12 protein-coding genes are annotated in these 15358 nt (G+C 53.5%); 3 read left to right on the top strand and 9 right to left on the bottom strand.

All coding sequences use genetic code 11. The annotated features are described in order from the left end of the window. The first annotated feature begins 162 nt into the window (after positions 1–162). Positions 163–4623, top strand: coding sequence for a glutamate synthase large subunit (gene gltB, locus AC2FAP_RS20510; RefSeq protein ID WP_032679060.1), 4461 nt, complete (start codon positions 163–165; stop codon positions 4621–4623). 9 nt (positions 4624–4632) lie between these two features. Further along, positions 4633–6051 carry a glutamate synthase small subunit gene (locus AC2FAP_RS20505; RefSeq protein ID WP_014171835.1) on the top strand — a complete coding sequence of 473 codons (1419 nt, stop codon included), beginning with the start codon at positions 4633–4635 and terminating at the stop codon, positions 6049–6051. Positions 6052–6156: 105 nt separating this feature from the next. On the opposite strand, the gene AC2FAP_RS20500 is transcribed toward AC2FAP_RS20505, so the two are convergent. The 9 genes from AC2FAP_RS20500 to zapE all read right to left on the bottom strand — a co-directional run bounded on the left by AC2FAP_RS20500 (position 6157) and on the right by zapE (position 14729). Further along, complete coding sequence (locus tag AC2FAP_RS20500) at positions 6157–6717, bottom strand: DUF1120 domain-containing protein (protein ID WP_032680188.1); 561 nt, start codon at positions 6715–6717, stop codon at positions 6157–6159. Then, on the bottom strand, positions 6714–9134 hold the full coding sequence (locus AC2FAP_RS20495; protein WP_032679061.1) for a fimbrial biogenesis outer membrane usher protein: 2421 nt from the start codon (positions 9132–9134) through the stop codon (positions 6714–6716). Before AC2FAP_RS20495 ends, AC2FAP_RS20500 begins: the two co-directional genes overlap by 4 nt. Positions 9135–9143: 9 nt before the next feature. Then, positions 9144–9848, bottom strand: a complete 705-nt coding sequence (locus AC2FAP_RS20490) for a fimbria/pilus chaperone family protein (protein WP_449541793.1) — start codon at positions 9846–9848, stop codon at positions 9144–9146. Positions 9849–9968: 120 nt separating this feature from the next. After that, positions 9969–10652 (bottom strand): DUF1120 domain-containing protein, encoded by a 684-nt coding sequence (locus tag AC2FAP_RS20485; protein ID WP_449541794.1) that lies wholly within the window; start codon positions 10650–10652, stop codon positions 9969–9971. Positions 10653–11031: 379 nt separating this feature from the next. Next, on the bottom strand, positions 11032–11523 hold the full coding sequence (gene sspB, locus AC2FAP_RS20480) for a ClpXP protease specificity-enhancing factor (protein WP_025202910.1): 492 nt from the start codon (positions 11521–11523) through the stop codon (positions 11032–11034). A 5-nt stretch (positions 11524–11528) separates the two neighbouring features. Then, positions 11529–12167 carry a stringent starvation protein SspA gene (gene sspA / locus AC2FAP_RS20475; RefSeq protein WP_025202909.1) on the bottom strand — a complete coding sequence of 213 codons (639 nt, stop codon included), beginning with the start codon at positions 12165–12167 and terminating at the stop codon, positions 11529–11531. Positions 12168–12478: 311 nt separating this feature from the next. Beyond that, complete coding sequence (rpsI, locus tag AC2FAP_RS20470; RefSeq protein WP_003860436.1) at positions 12479–12871, bottom strand: 30S ribosomal protein S9; 393 nt, start codon at positions 12869–12871, stop codon at positions 12479–12481. Between the two features lie 15 nt (positions 12872–12886). Continuing rightward, on the bottom strand, positions 12887–13315 hold the full coding sequence (gene rplM / locus AC2FAP_RS20465; protein ID WP_003860434.1) for a 50S ribosomal protein L13: 429 nt from the start codon (positions 13313–13315) through the stop codon (positions 12887–12889). 289 nt (positions 13316–13604) lie between these two features. Beyond that, positions 13605–14729, bottom strand: a complete 1125-nt coding sequence (gene zapE / locus AC2FAP_RS20460; RefSeq protein ID WP_449541795.1) for a cell division protein ZapE — start codon at positions 14727–14729, stop codon at positions 13605–13607. 189 nt (positions 14730–14918) lie between these two features. On the opposite strand from zapE, the gene zapG reads away from it, so the two are divergent. Next, complete coding sequence (zapG, locus tag AC2FAP_RS20455) at positions 14919–15317, top strand: Z-ring associated protein ZapG (protein ID WP_014171843.1); 399 nt, start codon at positions 14919–14921, stop codon at positions 15315–15317. Positions 15318–15358: the final 41 nt, after the last annotated feature.

The raw sequence follows: 15358 nt of genomic DNA, 5'->3' as shown, positions 1-15358 counted from the left end.
CTCTGAAGCAAGTCCTCAAACTTGTTTACCTGCGCGAAAGGATGAAAAAGAGGGCGAATGCGAGGTACGCGTATGAAACGCAAACCCCGTCGCCATGCTCTTTCTGTGCCTGTGCGCCACGGTTCAGTGGGAAGCCCGACGAGCCTGGGGAGGTTCACTGATATGTTGTACGATAAATCCCTTGAGAAGGATAACTGTGGTTTCGGCCTGATCGCCCACATAGAAGGCGAACCTAGCCACAAGGTAGTGCGTACTGCTATTCACGCACTGGCCCGCATGCAGCACCGTGGTGCCATCCTTGCTGATGGTAAAACCGGCGACGGTTGCGGTCTGCTGCTGCAAAAACCGGATCGTTTCTTCCGTATCGTTGCGGAAGAGCGCGGCTGGCGTTTAGCCAAAAACTACGCTGTCGGTATGCTGTTCCTGAATCAGGATCCTGAAAAAGCTGCCGCCTCACGCCGCATCGTCGAAGAAGAACTTCAACGTGAAACCCTGTCTATTGTTGGCTGGCGCGATGTGCCAACCAACGAAGGGGTACTCGGTGAAATCGCCCTCTCCTCGCTGCCTCGAATTGAACAGATTTTTGTTAATGCCCCTGCGGGCTGGCGTCCGCGTGATATGGAACGCCGTCTGTTTATCGCCCGTCGTCGCATTGAAAAACGTCTCCAGGACGACAAAGAGTTCTACGTCTGTAGCCTCTCTAACCTGGTGAACATCTATAAAGGTCTGTGTATGCCGGCTGACCTGCCGCGCTTCTACCTGGACCTGGCGGACCTGCGTCTGGAATCGGCCATCTGCCTCTTCCACCAGCGCTTCTCCACCAACACCGTCCCTCGCTGGCCGCTGGCACAGCCGTTCCGCTACCTGGCGCACAACGGCGAGATCAATACCATTACCGGTAACCGCCAGTGGGCGCGTGCTCGTACCTATAAGTTCCAGACGCCACTGATCCCTGACCTGCACGATGCCGCGCCGTTCGTTAACGAAACCGGCTCTGACTCCAGCTCCATGGATAACATGCTGGAGCTGCTGCTGGCAGGCGGTATGGATATCGTGCGCGCCATGCGTCTGCTCGTGCCACCGGCATGGCAGAACAACCCTGATATGGATCCAGAGCTGCGCGCGTTCTTCGACTTTAACTCCATGCACATGGAGCCGTGGGATGGCCCGGCGGGCATCGTTATGTCCGACGGTCGCTTTGCTGCCTGTAACCTGGACCGTAACGGTCTGCGTCCGGCACGCTACGTCATCACCAAAGATAAGCTCATCACCTGCGCCTCTGAAGTCGGTATCTGGGATTACCAGCCTGACGAAGTGGTTGAGAAAGGCCGCGTTGGCCCGGGCGAGCTGATGGTTATCGACACCCGCGGTGGGCGCATTCTGCACTCTGCTGAAACCGATAACGATCTGAAGAGCCGCCATCCGTACAAAGAGTGGATGGAGAAAAACGTTCGTCGCCTGGTGCCATTCGAAGATCTGCCGGATGAAGAAGTGGGCAGTCGTGAGCTGGACGACGATACGCTCGCCAGCTTCCAGAAACAGTTTAACTACAGCGCCGAAGAGCTGGATTCCGTGATCCGCGTACTCGGTGAAAATGGCCAGGAAGCGGTCGGCTCCATGGGTGACGATACCCCGTTTGCCGTGCTCTCCAGCCAGCCACGCATCATTTATGATTACTTCCGTCAGCAGTTTGCGCAGGTGACCAACCCGCCAATCGATCCGCTGCGTGAAGCACACGTGATGTCACTGGCCACCAGCATCGGTCGCGAGATGAACGTCTTCTGCGAAGCTGAAGGCCAGGCGCACCGCCTGACCTTTAAATCGCCGATCCTGCTGTACTCTGATTTCAAACAGCTCACCACCCTGAAAGAGGATCACTACCGCGCCGACACGCTCGATATCACTTTCGACGTGACCGAAGCGACCCTCGAAGAGACGGTGAATGCGCTGTGTGACAAAGCGGAACAGATGGTGCGTAACGGTACCGTTCTGCTGGTGCTCTCTGACCGCAATATTGCGAAAAACCGTCTGCCGGTACCGGCCCCAATGGCGGTAGGTGCTATCCAGACGCGTCTGGTCGATAAGAGCCTGCGCTGCGACGCCAACATCATTGTTGAAACCGCCAGCGCCCGCGATCCGCACCACTTTGCCGTGCTGTTAGGCTTTGGTGCGACGGCTATTTACCCGTACCTGGCCTACGAAACGCTGGCGCGTCTCGTGGATACCCGTGCTATCGACAAAGATTACCGCACGGTGATGCTGAACTACCGTAACGGCATCAACAAAGGCCTGTACAAAATCATGTCCAAAATGGGCATCTCGACCATCGCCTCCTACCGCTGCTCGAAGCTGTTTGAAGCGGTCGGTCTGCATGACGACGTGGCGACACTTTGCTTCCAGGGTGTTATCAGCCGTATCGGCGGTGCCGGATTCGCTGACTTCCAGCAGGATCTGATGAACCTGTCGAAACGCGCCTGGCTGGCACGTAAGCCGCTGGATCAAGGTGGTCTGCTGAAGTATGTCCACGGCGGTGAATATCACGCTTATAACCCGGACGTGGTGCGTACGCTGCAACAGGCCGTTCAGAGCGGCGAGTACAGCGATTACCAGCAGTATGCTGAACTGGTGAACAGCCGTCCGGCGGCGACGCTGCGCGACCTGCTGGCGCTGAACCCGGGTGATGAAGCCGTCAGCATTGACGACGTTGAGCCTGCCACTGAACTGTTTAAACGCTTTGACACCGCGGCAATGTCCATCGGTGCGCTCAGCCCGGAAGCTCACGAAGCGCTGGCTGAAGCGATGAACAGCATCGGCGGCAATTCAAACTCCGGTGAAGGTGGTGAAGACCCTGCCCGTTATGGCACCAACAAAGTCTCACGTATCAAGCAGGTTGCATCCGGTCGCTTTGGCGTCACGCCAGCGTATCTGGTTAACGCCGACGTGATTCAGATTAAAGTCGCTCAGGGTGCAAAACCGGGCGAAGGCGGCCAGTTACCGGGTGATAAAGTCACGCCGTATATCGCCAAATTACGCTACTCCGTACCGGGTGTGACGCTGATTTCTCCGCCACCGCATCACGATATTTATTCTATCGAGGATCTGGCGCAGCTGATTTTCGACCTGAAACAGGTCAACCCGAAAGCGATGATCTCCGTGAAGCTGGTTTCCGAACCGGGCGTTGGCACCATCGCGACCGGTGTGGCAAAAGCCTATGCGGACCTGATCACCATCGCCGGTTATGACGGTGGTACCGGGGCAAGCCCACTCTCCTCCGTGAAATACGCGGGTTGTCCGTGGGAGCTTGGCCTGGTGGAAACCCAGCAGGCGCTGGTGGCTAACGGTCTGCGTCATAAGATCCGTCTGCAGGTGGATGGCGGCCTGAAAACCGGCCTCGACATCATCAAGGCGGCGATTCTGGGTGCGGAAAGCTTTGGTTTCGGCACGGGCCCTATGGTCGCGCTCGGCTGTAAATACCTGCGTATTTGCCACCTGAACAACTGTGCAACCGGTGTTGCAACCCAGGACGAGAAGCTGCGTAAGAACCATTACCACGGCCTGCCGTTCAAAGTGACGAACTACTTTGATTTCATCGCCCGCGAAACCCGTGAGCTGATGGCACAGCTGGGCGTGAAACGCCTGGTGGATCTGATTGGCCGTACCGACCTGCTCAAAGAGCTGGAAGGCTTCACAGCCAAACAGCAGAAGCTTGAGCTGTCTAAGTTGCTGGAAACTGCCGAGCCACATCCTGGCAAAGCGGTCTACTGCACCGAGAATAACCCGCCGTTCGACAATGGCGTGCTGAACGCGCAGCTGCTGCAGCAAGCGAAGCCGTACGTGGATGACAAGCAGAGCAAAACGTTCTGGTTTGATATTCGCAACACTGACCGTTCTGTCGGTGCATCGCTTTCCGGTTACATCGCGCAAACGCACGGTGACCAGGGCCTGGCGGCCGACCCGATTACCGCGCACTTCAGCGGTACCGCGGGTCAGAGCTTCGGCGTGTGGAACGCCGGCGGCGTTGAACTGTATCTGACCGGTGATGCCAACGACTATGTCGGTAAAGGCATGGCGGGTGGTCTGCTGGCGGTGCGTCCGCCGGTCGGTTCAGCCTTCCGTAGCTGCGATGCCAGCATCATCGGTAACACCTGTCTGTACGGCGCGACCGGCGGTCGTCTGTTTGCAGCGGGTCGTGCAGGTGAACGTTTTGCCGTACGTAACTCCGGTGCCATCACCGTAGTTGAAGGTATCGGTGATAACGGTTGTGAATACATGACGGGCGGGATTGTGTGCGTCCTGGGTAAAACCGGCGTGAACTTTGGCGCAGGCATGACGGGCGGTTTTGCTTACGTCCTGGATGAAGACGGTGAGTTCCGCAAACGCGTGAACCCTGAACTGGTGGAAGTGCTGGACGTTGAAACGCTGGCTATCCACGAAGAACACCTGCGCGGTTTGATTACCGAACACGTGCAGCATACCGGTTCTTCGCGCGGCGAAGAGATCCTGGCCAACTGGCCGGCGTTCTCTGCGAAATTCGCGCTGGTTAAACCGAAGTCCAGCGATGTTAAAGCCCTGTTGGGTCACCGTAGTCGTAGCGCAGCAGAGCTGCGTGTGCAGGCGCAGTAAGGAATTCAGATGAGCCAGAACGTATACCAGTTTATCGACCTGCAGCGTGTTGATCCGCCAAAGAAACCGCTGAAGATCCGTAAAATTGAATTTGTAGAAATCTATGAGCCGTTTTCAGAAGGCCAGGCCAAAGCACAGGCAGACCGCTGCCTGTCCTGCGGTAACCCTTACTGCGAATGGAAATGTCCGGTCCATAACTACATCCCGAACTGGCTGAAACTGGCCAACGAAGGACGTATTTTTGAAGCTGCCGAGCTGTCTCACCAGACAAACACCCTGCCGGAAGTATGCGGCCGCGTGTGTCCTCAGGACCGTCTGTGTGAAGGTTCCTGTACGCTGAACGACGAATTTGGCGCGGTGACCATCGGTAATATCGAACGCTATATCAACGATAAAGCCTTCGAAATGGGCTGGCGTCCGGATATGACCGGCGTGAAGCAAACCGACAAGCGTGTGGCGATCATCGGTGCGGGCCCGGCGGGCCTGGCCTGTGCGGACGTTCTGACCCGTAACGGCGTGAAGGCGGTGGTCTTTGACCGCCATCCGGAAATCGGCGGTCTGCTGACCTTCGGTATTCCGGCCTTCAAGCTGGAAAAAGAGGTCATGACCCGCCGCCGTGAAATCTTCACCGGTATGGGTATTGAGTTCAAACTGAACGTGGAAGTCGGTCGCGACGTGCAGCTCGACGACCTGCTGAAGGATTACGACGCCGTCTTCCTGGGCGTGGGAACCTATCAGTCCATGCGCGGTGGTCTGGAAAACGAAGATGCGCCGGGCGTATTCGACGCACTGCCGTTCCTGATTGCCAATACCAAACAGATCATGGGCTATGGCGAAACCGCCGATGAGCCGTATGTCAGCATGGAAGGCAAACGCGTGGTGGTGCTGGGCGGGGGTGATACCGCGATGGACTGCGTGCGTACCTCCATTCGCCAGAATGCGGCACACGTGATCTGCGCCTATCGTCGTGACGAAGAGAACATGCCGGGCTCTAAACGCGAAGTGAAAAACGCGCGTGAAGAGGGTGTGGAATTCCAGTTCAACATCCAGCCTCTGGGTATTGAAGTGAATGCCAACGGCAAAGTGAGCGGCGTGAAAATGGCGCGCACTGAGATGGGTGCGCCGGATGCGAAAGGTCGTCGTCGCGCAGAGATCGTGGCAGGCTCCGAGCATGTGATCCCGGCCGATGCCGTAGTAATGGCGTTCGGTTTCCGTCCTCACAGCATGGAGTGGCTGGCGAAGCACAGCGTAGAGCTGGACTCTCAGGGTCGTGTTATTGCGCCGGAAGGCAACGAAAACGCGTTCCAGACCAGCAACCCGAAAATCTTTGCTGGCGGTGATATCGTTCGCGGTTCCGACCTGGTCGTTACCGCGATTGCCGAAGGCCGTAAAGCCGCTGACGGTATTCTGAATTACCTGGAAGTGTAAAAAATAAGCCGGATGGCAAATACCATCCGGCTTTTTTTATGCGGCTAACCGCCGTTGATTCTCCCCCTGCAGCTCCGCTTTTCTGTGGTGCCGCAAAAAGAAGGGTTACTTCGTCAATAAGCTCCAGGTCAAATCACTTTCCAGCGTAGTTTGATCTGTCAGATGGCTGAACGCGCTTTCGTTGAGAACCGGTGAGAGCGTTACGTTGAAACTCATCTGCTGGCCGGAAGGAACCTGGTTATTCTCAAGCGCAATCACCGCCTCGTTATTACGCAGATAGAACGGCGTCGGTGTACCGTTTTCCGGCGTAAAATTCAGCTGATCGACCGTTTTACCCACGGTGTAACTTTTGCCATCGACGGTCATGTTGTCAATTTTGACTGCGACACCGCCGGACTGCCCAAAAAGAAACCGCCCCTTATCTCCCGCTGTACCGCGCAGTATCACCGCCATCTGCTGAGACTGAGGGCAAAAAACATTTACCGTGATGTCACGATCGGCCATTTTATGCCAGTCCTGCTGCGTCGTTTCGATCGTATCCCGGCGCATCTCGTGATAATCCACCACCGGCTGTGAGAGACTGAGCTGGCACTCTTCAGCATGGGTTATTCCTGTCACACCGAGCATCAGCAAGGCCACTAAGCCCGATAAGTGTCGACTGTTCATCGGCAGACTCCGTTCACTTCTTCATAGAAGGCATTTTCGTCACGCTTATCAGCCAGGGTGTAATCAATCTTACATAGTCGGTTATTGTCACCGTCTAGCGCGTACAGCGCACTCAGCTGATCGGCATCGTTAATAAAGACGTGGCCATCATCAACCGTGGTCACGATATAGTTACCTTTCTCATCAACAATCGAGATCCCTTTACTCAGGGGCTGACCGTCAGCCTGCTTAACGCTTAGCATGACGCGGCGGCTGTTGAGTACTTTGAAATCAATCTCGCTGACCGAGGCATGGCCTGCGGCAATATATTTCGTGCCGTTAGCCAGCGTCATACTCTGCGGCAGCTTATTAGCATCAATTTCTATGCGGGAGTTATGCCATTCGTTGAGTGAAGGTACCACGGCCTGGCCCCATGGATCGGTCCAGACGGTACCTTGCGGAGTGGAGATTTCAACACCGCTCTTCTTCTCGCTCAGTCTGGCAATCGCGAAGGTGTCCTGAATCGTATACGGCGAGAAAGTCACACCCTCTTTATGCATGGCCACGCCACCCGACAATGTCGCATTGTAGTTCCGCTGATTATCCCCACTGGTTCCGCCCCCCACGCTCAGTTGCGTATAGCGCAGGTTAGTGTTGATGTTGCCGTTGAAGCTGTTGTCTTTCGAATCCTGATCGCGATCGGCTGAGATGTAATAGTTCGTATTGTCTCCCAGCGAGCCGCTGTTAGACGCGCCATAGGAGGTGCTATCACCCTGTTTACGCATATAGGTACTGATGGACTGACTGCCGCCGAGCGGGATGCTCACATTGACGTAGAACATCTCATTGTCCTGATCGTCATCGACATTACCGACCGCACTTTGCCAGTTCATGGATACTGACGCGTACGTAAAGGTCTTGCCCCATGACAGCAAGAGGTAACGTGAATCTTCACCGTCACCGCTGGTCTGGTTGTAGTTGAACCCTGCGCTAAACACCCCCGCCAGAGGGGAGGAGAAACGAACGTTGCCGGAATAGGTGTTGTCATATCCCTGATAATCATCGTCCATCGCATCAGCCAGTTCGCGATACTCTCCGCTGTAATGCGTCGCACTGCCTGAAAGACCGACGTACTCGTTCAGGATGTAATCACTTTGCAGCTCGGTTTTTACCCCGCTGCTGCTGTCACCAAAGCTCGCATTGCTGACTGCCGCGCCCGTTGAAAGGGTCCAGTCATCGCTTATCAGGAACTCTGTCCTGCCGCCTGCCGCCTGGTAGTTTTCCGCAGCGGCACCTGAAGCCAGGAGATTCATCCACGGAGAGACACGCCAGCCGTCAGAGATGTTCATCACCAGCGGATCGTTATAGTCGCTGTCGATGCTGCGCACCTGACCTACAGAAAGGGTTAGCCCCTGCGGGCGTGAAAGGTTGCGCGCCCTTACCTGAGACGCCGGGACGATGAAACGGTTAGTTGCGCCGTCGGATTCCACCACCGAGACGTCCAGATCCACATTGTTGCGAACCACGGGCACGTCATCCAGCGTGAAGGGGCCGGCTGGCACAAGGGTACTGAAGACCAGTTGACCGTTCTGGCGGATTTCGACACGTGCCTGGGAAGACTGGGCAATACCGGAAACGCTCACGCCAGAGCTTGCTCTCGCCAGACCGCTGGTCGGCATAAACTGAACGCCGGTAATCGGCACCCCGCTCAACACGTTGGACATGGCGTTGATTTCACCCACCTGCATCGTCATTTTTTGCGCGGTAAAGACATGCTCTGCATAGGTGTAAATGCTTTCGGCATTTCGGCTACCGTCGTCATCCGTCAGGATATAACGGCTGCGCAGTGCCCAGTCCATCGTGTTGAATCCGGCTTCCAGGCTGGCCTGAGAGTAGCGGCTGCTGTCATTGTCACCATAGTCGTTATGGGTGCTGAACAATGAATAGTTCAGCAGCGCCGCCGTTCCGCCATGCTGGAAGTTTTTGATATCCGATGACAGACTGTTCACCGCTTCAGCTGGCAGATAGAGTTCAACGGCCTCCTGGTTAGGCAAGGCGTTGATGACGGCTTTAGGATAGTTATCCCGAATATCATGACACTCCTCACCGGACTTTATTGACACAGGCATCAGCCCAGCAAACTCCATGAGATCGTTATCAAAGCAAAGCATGCCATCTTTGTTGAAACGAACTGCAGCCATTCCTCGCTCTTTCCCGTTGACCTTCACCGAAACGGAGTGGGTTCCGGGTAAAAAGCGTGGTGCTTCTGCGAAGTAATGGTTGAGATCTTTATTCAACCCCAGCGTTTGCATTATCCCCGTGTCGAAGGTGACCTCCCTCGCCAGTACAGATGTTGAATCAAGTAACACCAGAGGTAATGTGCCGCAAAGAATGGCGCGGACACAAAGTGCAAGGCGGCTTTGTTTACTCACCGTCATATCCCTATTTTATTTATTTAATTCCGACGTAAAGCTCGGTACCTCAACGCCATAGCGGCTGGCCGGGAAAAACTTAACGCTGCTGTCACCGCTGACTTTCTTACTCATATCAGCCGTTAGCGTTTCGCCAGGAAGAATGTAGGTTTTGGACAGAGAGGCACTCACCCCTGAAGGCAGCAGCATCACGTTCTGCCCAAGACGGACCACATATTTGCTGGGATTGTTCACGGTGACGGACGTGCCGTTTGAGGACCACTTCAGGAACTTCCAGGCATCAGTGACCACTCCCAGGGATGCCGGACGAATAAGCACGGGGATATCCTGGCGAATGTTAATGCCGATCTTTATTTTTTTATCATCTTTTTTAGGCGGAATACCGTCGAATGTGACGCGTTTATAATGCTCTACATCCAACGGCTGTTTGTTCTGAAGAATAAAGCGCAGCTGCTGCGTCTGACCTGGCTCAAGACGTACCACCGGCTGCGTTGCAATAAGCTTAAGACCGGTATCGTCCGGCAGGTCAACGACATTCGTATATAAAAGTGAAGGATGCGAATCGGTATTCTTGACGTTAATGGTTCCACTGTGCGTTGCTTCATCAATGATTAACAGACTGGTTTCAGGCACCATGCCTTCTGCATGTACAGCAACACTGGCAGATAATAACGCGGCAGTAATAAGCGTGTTAAATAAAGTGGATTTTAAACAATGCATAATAATATCTCCTTGAAAGCAACAACAGAACAGTCCATGTTTATCGCGCCGTTAAAAAGAGAGTAAATGCAGCGCATTTACTCTCCGGTTAATTAAATTACGTTTACTCGATTAAAAGTCTTACAGATAACGCAGGCTGATAGTCACCTGACCATCAAGCTGGGTGTCATCAGTGATCGCCAGCGTGGTGGTATCCTGGATCGCCAGAGAGGTCACCAGTGGGAAGGTCGCGGTCTGGAACGCCAGTGGAGCCAGGGTGCCAACAGTTGCAACGGTGAAATCACGATAGTTATCGCGCTGAGTAGAACCGTTGGTGCTCTTCGTCCAGTTACCCGTAGCATTCTGCTGGTAAATTGGGTCAACTTTAGCGCCGTCAGCCATTACGCTGTCAGTTTTAACAAACAGTGAGTATGTTCCGATGTTCACTGGTGTTGCACCTGTTGTTTTACCTACACCGTAAGTCTGGCTTTCAGACGAATTAGAACCACCACCAAACAGGCCATTCTCAACGGTGAGTTTCGCGTTAGAATCAGCGCGATCGTCCATCATGTTCCAGGACACTTTTGTTGCTGCGGTGCAGGTAATAGTCAGTTCGATGTCTTTCTGGCCCAGCTGGTTAACTGCCGTTGAGCTTAAACCACCCAAACTAATTGTGCCGTAGTCAACCGTTCCGCCGTTGCTTAACTGAGGCGTACAGGCTGAATTAGTCAGCGTACCTTTGACTTTCAGAACGGCAGTCGGATTAGCCGCAAAAGCGGATGTCACACACAGAGAGAGCGCAGTAGCGAGTAAAACCTTTTTCACTTGTTATTCCTTAACATATGAGTAATTGCAATATTAAATACAGCAGGGATAAATAAATTTACCTCATACTGTTTATCGTCATGCTTGAGAGCATGCGTAGATAATATAATCTTTATAAATACAAGCAATTTAGAAAAATTAATTTATGGATTTAGAATAACGTTATCAATAAGTGATATTTATTTATAAGAGTGTATATAGCTTTAAAACGACATATTATATTCAGCGGATATATAGCTTGAAATTATCCGAACGGTGGGGGCAGGCAAAAAAGAAGGGATGTATATAATTTACTTTATTAAACGTTTTGACATAAAAAGACATAAAAAAATCCAGCTAGTCTGAATAACTAACTGGATAGTCGATAAAAATGCTTTTACTACTTCACAACGCGCAGTGCCGGACGGCCTCCGCGCGGCGGCGGATCGTCATCAGGATCGTCATTGTGATCGGGCTTGTCACCCTCAATGACCGACATCAGCGTTTCGCTTTCGTTTTCCGAAGCGCCGTTTTCGTCATTCAGGCCGACAACATCCTCGTCATAAGCCGCTTCCGGCTCAAACATGGTGCCTGCACCGTTTTCACGCGCATAAATCGCCAGCACCGCAGCCAGCGGTACAGAAACCTGACGCGGCACACCGCCGAAACGCGCGTTAAAGCGCACTTCGTCGTTGGCCAGTTCAAGGTTACCCACCGCGCGCGGCGCGATGTTCAGTACGATCTGTCCGTCACGTGCATATTCCATAGGAACCTGCACGCCCGGCAACGTCACATCCACAACCAGGTGCGGCGTGAGCTGGTTATCCAGCAGCCATTCATAGAAGGCGCGCAGCAGATACGGACGGCGTGGGGTAAGTTGTGACATTTCCACAGTCATTAGCCTCGGCCGAGACGCATTTCACGTTCCGGTTCAGTTAAAGATGCCAGGAAAGAATCGCGTTCAAATACGCGAGTCATGTAGCCCTTCAGCTCTTTCGCGCCCGGACCGCTGAACTCTACGCCCAGGGTTGGCAGACGCCAGAGCAACGGCGCCAGGTAGCAATCTACCAGGCTGAACTCATCGCTCAGGAAGAATGGTTTCTGACCAAACACAGGGGCAATCGCCAGCAGCTCTTCACGCAGTTGCTTACGTGCAGCGTCTGCTTCAGCAGAGGAACCGTTGACGATAACGTTCATCAGCGTGTACCAGTCTTTTTCGATACGCTGCATGTACAGGCGGCTTTCACCACGTGCAACAGGGTAAACAGGCATCAGTGGTGGATGCGGGAAACGCTCATCCAGATATTCCATAATGATACGGGATTCCCACAGGGTCAGCTCGCGATCCACCAGCGTCGGTACGCTTTGGCTCGGGTTGAGATCGATCAGATCCTGAGGCGGGTTATCCTTTTCCACATGCTCGATCTCAAAACTGACACCCTTCTCGGCCAGCACGATACGAACCTGATGGCTATAAATGTCAGTAGGACCAGAAAACAGCGTCATTACCGAACGTTTGTTGGCAGCGACAGCCATGAAAACCTCCAGGTATATTCAGAATTTTTACTGCTACCAGCCCAAACAGGGCCAGCCAGATGTTGTATCGCCCATCCCAGAGAAAACACATTGTTCAAGAATCGAACAAAAAACGAGTATTCACCGATATTTGGGCAGAAAATTGGATGATAGTTTACCAGATTTTGATGGCTTTGTGGTGAGGGGATTCTGGAAATGTGGAAAAAGAGAAGATATATGCAGTGATGCTGTGGATAACCTGCACATTATCCATAAAAAAAACCCGCCGAAGCGGGTTTTTCGCCAATCGTTTCTGCGTAAGCAGAAAAGGATTAACGTTTGGAGAACTGTGGACGACGACGTGCTTTACGCAGACCCACTTTCTTACGTTCAACCTGACGAGCGTCACGAGTAACGAAGCCAGCTTTACGCAGTTCAGAACGCAGGGATTCGTCGTACTCCATCAGAGCGCGGGTGATACCGTGACGGATCGCACCTGCCTGACCGGAGATACCACCACCTTTAACGGTGATGTACAGATCCAGTTTTTCTACCATATCAACCAGTTCCAGCGGCTGGCGAACTACCATGCGGGCAGTTTCACGACCGAAGTACTGTTCCAGAGAACGTTGGTTGATTACGATTTTACCACTGCCCGGTTTGATGAACACGCGAGCTGCGGAACTTTTGCGGCGACCAGTGCCGTAGTATTGATTTTCAGCCATTGCCTATAATCCCGATTAGATGTCAAGAACTTGCGGTTGCTGTGCCGCGTGGTTGTGCTCGTTACCTGCGTAAACTTTCAGTTTACGGAACATAGCACGACCCAGCGGGCCTTTTGGCAGCATGCCTTTAACCGCGATTTCAATCACACGCTCAGGACGGCGAGCAATCATCTCTTCAAAGGTCGCTTCTTTGATACCACCGATGTGGCCAGTGTGATGGTAGTACATTTTGTCTGTACGCTTGTTGCCGGTTACAGCAACTTTATCTGCGTTCAGAACGATGATGTAATCACCCGTATCAACGTGCGGAGTGTATTCCGCTTTATGCTTACCGCGCAGGCGACGAGCCAGTTCAGTAGCCAGACGGCCCAGAGTTTTACCGGTCGCGTCAACAACATACCAGTCGCGCTGTACGGTTTCTGGTTTAGCTGTAAAAGTTTTCATTAAAAGCTTACCCAAATAATAAGTTACACGTTGGTGAACACCCAAACGTTTAGTCAGTTGAGGTTCACACGACAAAGTCCGGCAAACCTACCCCTTCGAATAGCTAATGCCGACACATAGAAAGTTTCGGGAAAAAAACCTTCTCGTAACGTGGGGTCGCAAGATTATAGAGAAGTTGAGGTCAAAGATCGACCCTTAAATGTGATTCGAGGCGGGTTTTTCGGGGGTAAGGTTTTTGCGGTCTGCCGCCCTCACCCCCAGCCCCTCTCCCACAGGGAGAAGGTCGCATTTATGGCATATGCTGAAGCTTAAGATACTCCTCGCTTTGCATCTCCTGCAGGCGCGACAGACAGCGCTGGAACTCAAACTTCAGCCGCTCGCCTTTATACACCTCATATAAAGGTACCTCGGCGCTGACCACAAGCTTCACGTGACGCTCATAGAACTCATCGACCAGCGCAATGAAGCGGCGCGCTTCGCTTTCCATCAGCGACGTCATGACCGGCACGTTGAGCAGCATCACGGTATGGAACAGGCGCGAGAGCGCGATGTAGTCATGCTGACTGCGGGCATCCACACAGAGCGTTGCAAAGGAGACGGCCAGGGTTTGATTTTCGACACCCAGGGTTTGCAGCGGGCGATGGTTAATCTCAAGCTCAGGGGCATGAGCCCGTTTTGCCCCCGCCAGCGCCAGCCACAGTTTATCCATCTGCTGCGTGGTCTCATCGTTTAAGGGAGAGAGCCACAGATGCGCCTGAGTTAAGGTACGCAGGCGGTAATCCACCCCGGCATCAACATTCATGATGTCGCAGTGCTGTTTGATGACATCAATAGCGGGCAGGAAACGCGCGCGCTGCAGGCCATTACGGTAAAGCTCATCCGGCGGGATATTCGAGGTCGCCACCAGCGTTATCCCGCGCGCGAACAGCGCTTTCATCAGGCCACCCAGCAGCATGGCGTCAGTAATATCGGAGACAAAAAACTCGTCAAAACAGAGTACGTCCGTTTCCGCCTTAAACCTGTCGGCCACAATCTCCAGCGGATCGCTTTTGCCCTGCAGTGCTGTCAGCTCTTCGTGAACCCGCAGCATAAAGCGGTGGAAATGCAGACGCTGCTTACGGGTACCCGGCAGGCTCAGATAAAAGAGGTCCATCAGCCAGGTTTTCCCGCGCCCGACGCCGCCCCACATATACAAACCGCGCACCGGCGCATGAGTCTGTGGCTCTTTTTTTCCGAGCAACCGCCCCAGAGCCGCCTTCAACCCACCGCTCTGTTCACCCTCTGCAGGTTTTGCCGTGAGCTCCTGATAAATCGTATCCAGACGATTCACCGCTTCACGCTGAACGTCATCCGGCTGATGTGTACCCTCATTTAGGGCAAGTTGGTATCGCGATGCAGGGGACAGGTTTTGCATAAACGTATTGTTATTCCTTCAAATAATACTCACCAGCAGACGTGACTGATGAAAAAAAGGCCGTTCTACACTACGCGATGATACGTCAGGATTCCACTTCTGCGGAAATAGCGGTTATAGTGGCAATATCAGGCACAGGCAGGAGCCGAGCCAACACCCTACGGAACAACAAGACAACGGGAGAAGTTCATGACCTGGGAATATGCGCTAATCGGTTTAGTCGTCGGCATCGTCATTGGTGCTGTGGCCATGCGTTTCGGTAATCGCAAATTGCGTCAGCAGCAGTCACTGCAGTACGAACTGGAAAAGAACAAAGCCGAACTGGAAGAGTATCGTGAAGAGCTGGTCAGCCACTTTGCCCGTAGCGCCGAGCTGCTGGACAACATGGCGACCGACTATCGTCAGCTCTATCAACATATGGCAAAAAGCTCCAGCAGCCTGCTGCCAGAAATGACCGCGGAATCCAATCCATTCCGTAACCGTCTGGCCGACTCTGAAGCCGGTAACGATCAGGCCCCTGTTCAGATGCCACGCGACTATTCAGATGGCGCGTCTGGCCTGCTGCGCGGCGGTGCAAAACGCGATTAATCGCACAACCTGAATTTATTTTACGGGCGCTGCTATTGCGC

The organism is Enterobacter cloacae complex sp. 394I7, from assembly GCF_057320345.1.
This window is presented reverse-complemented; position numbering and strand designations above follow the sequence as displayed.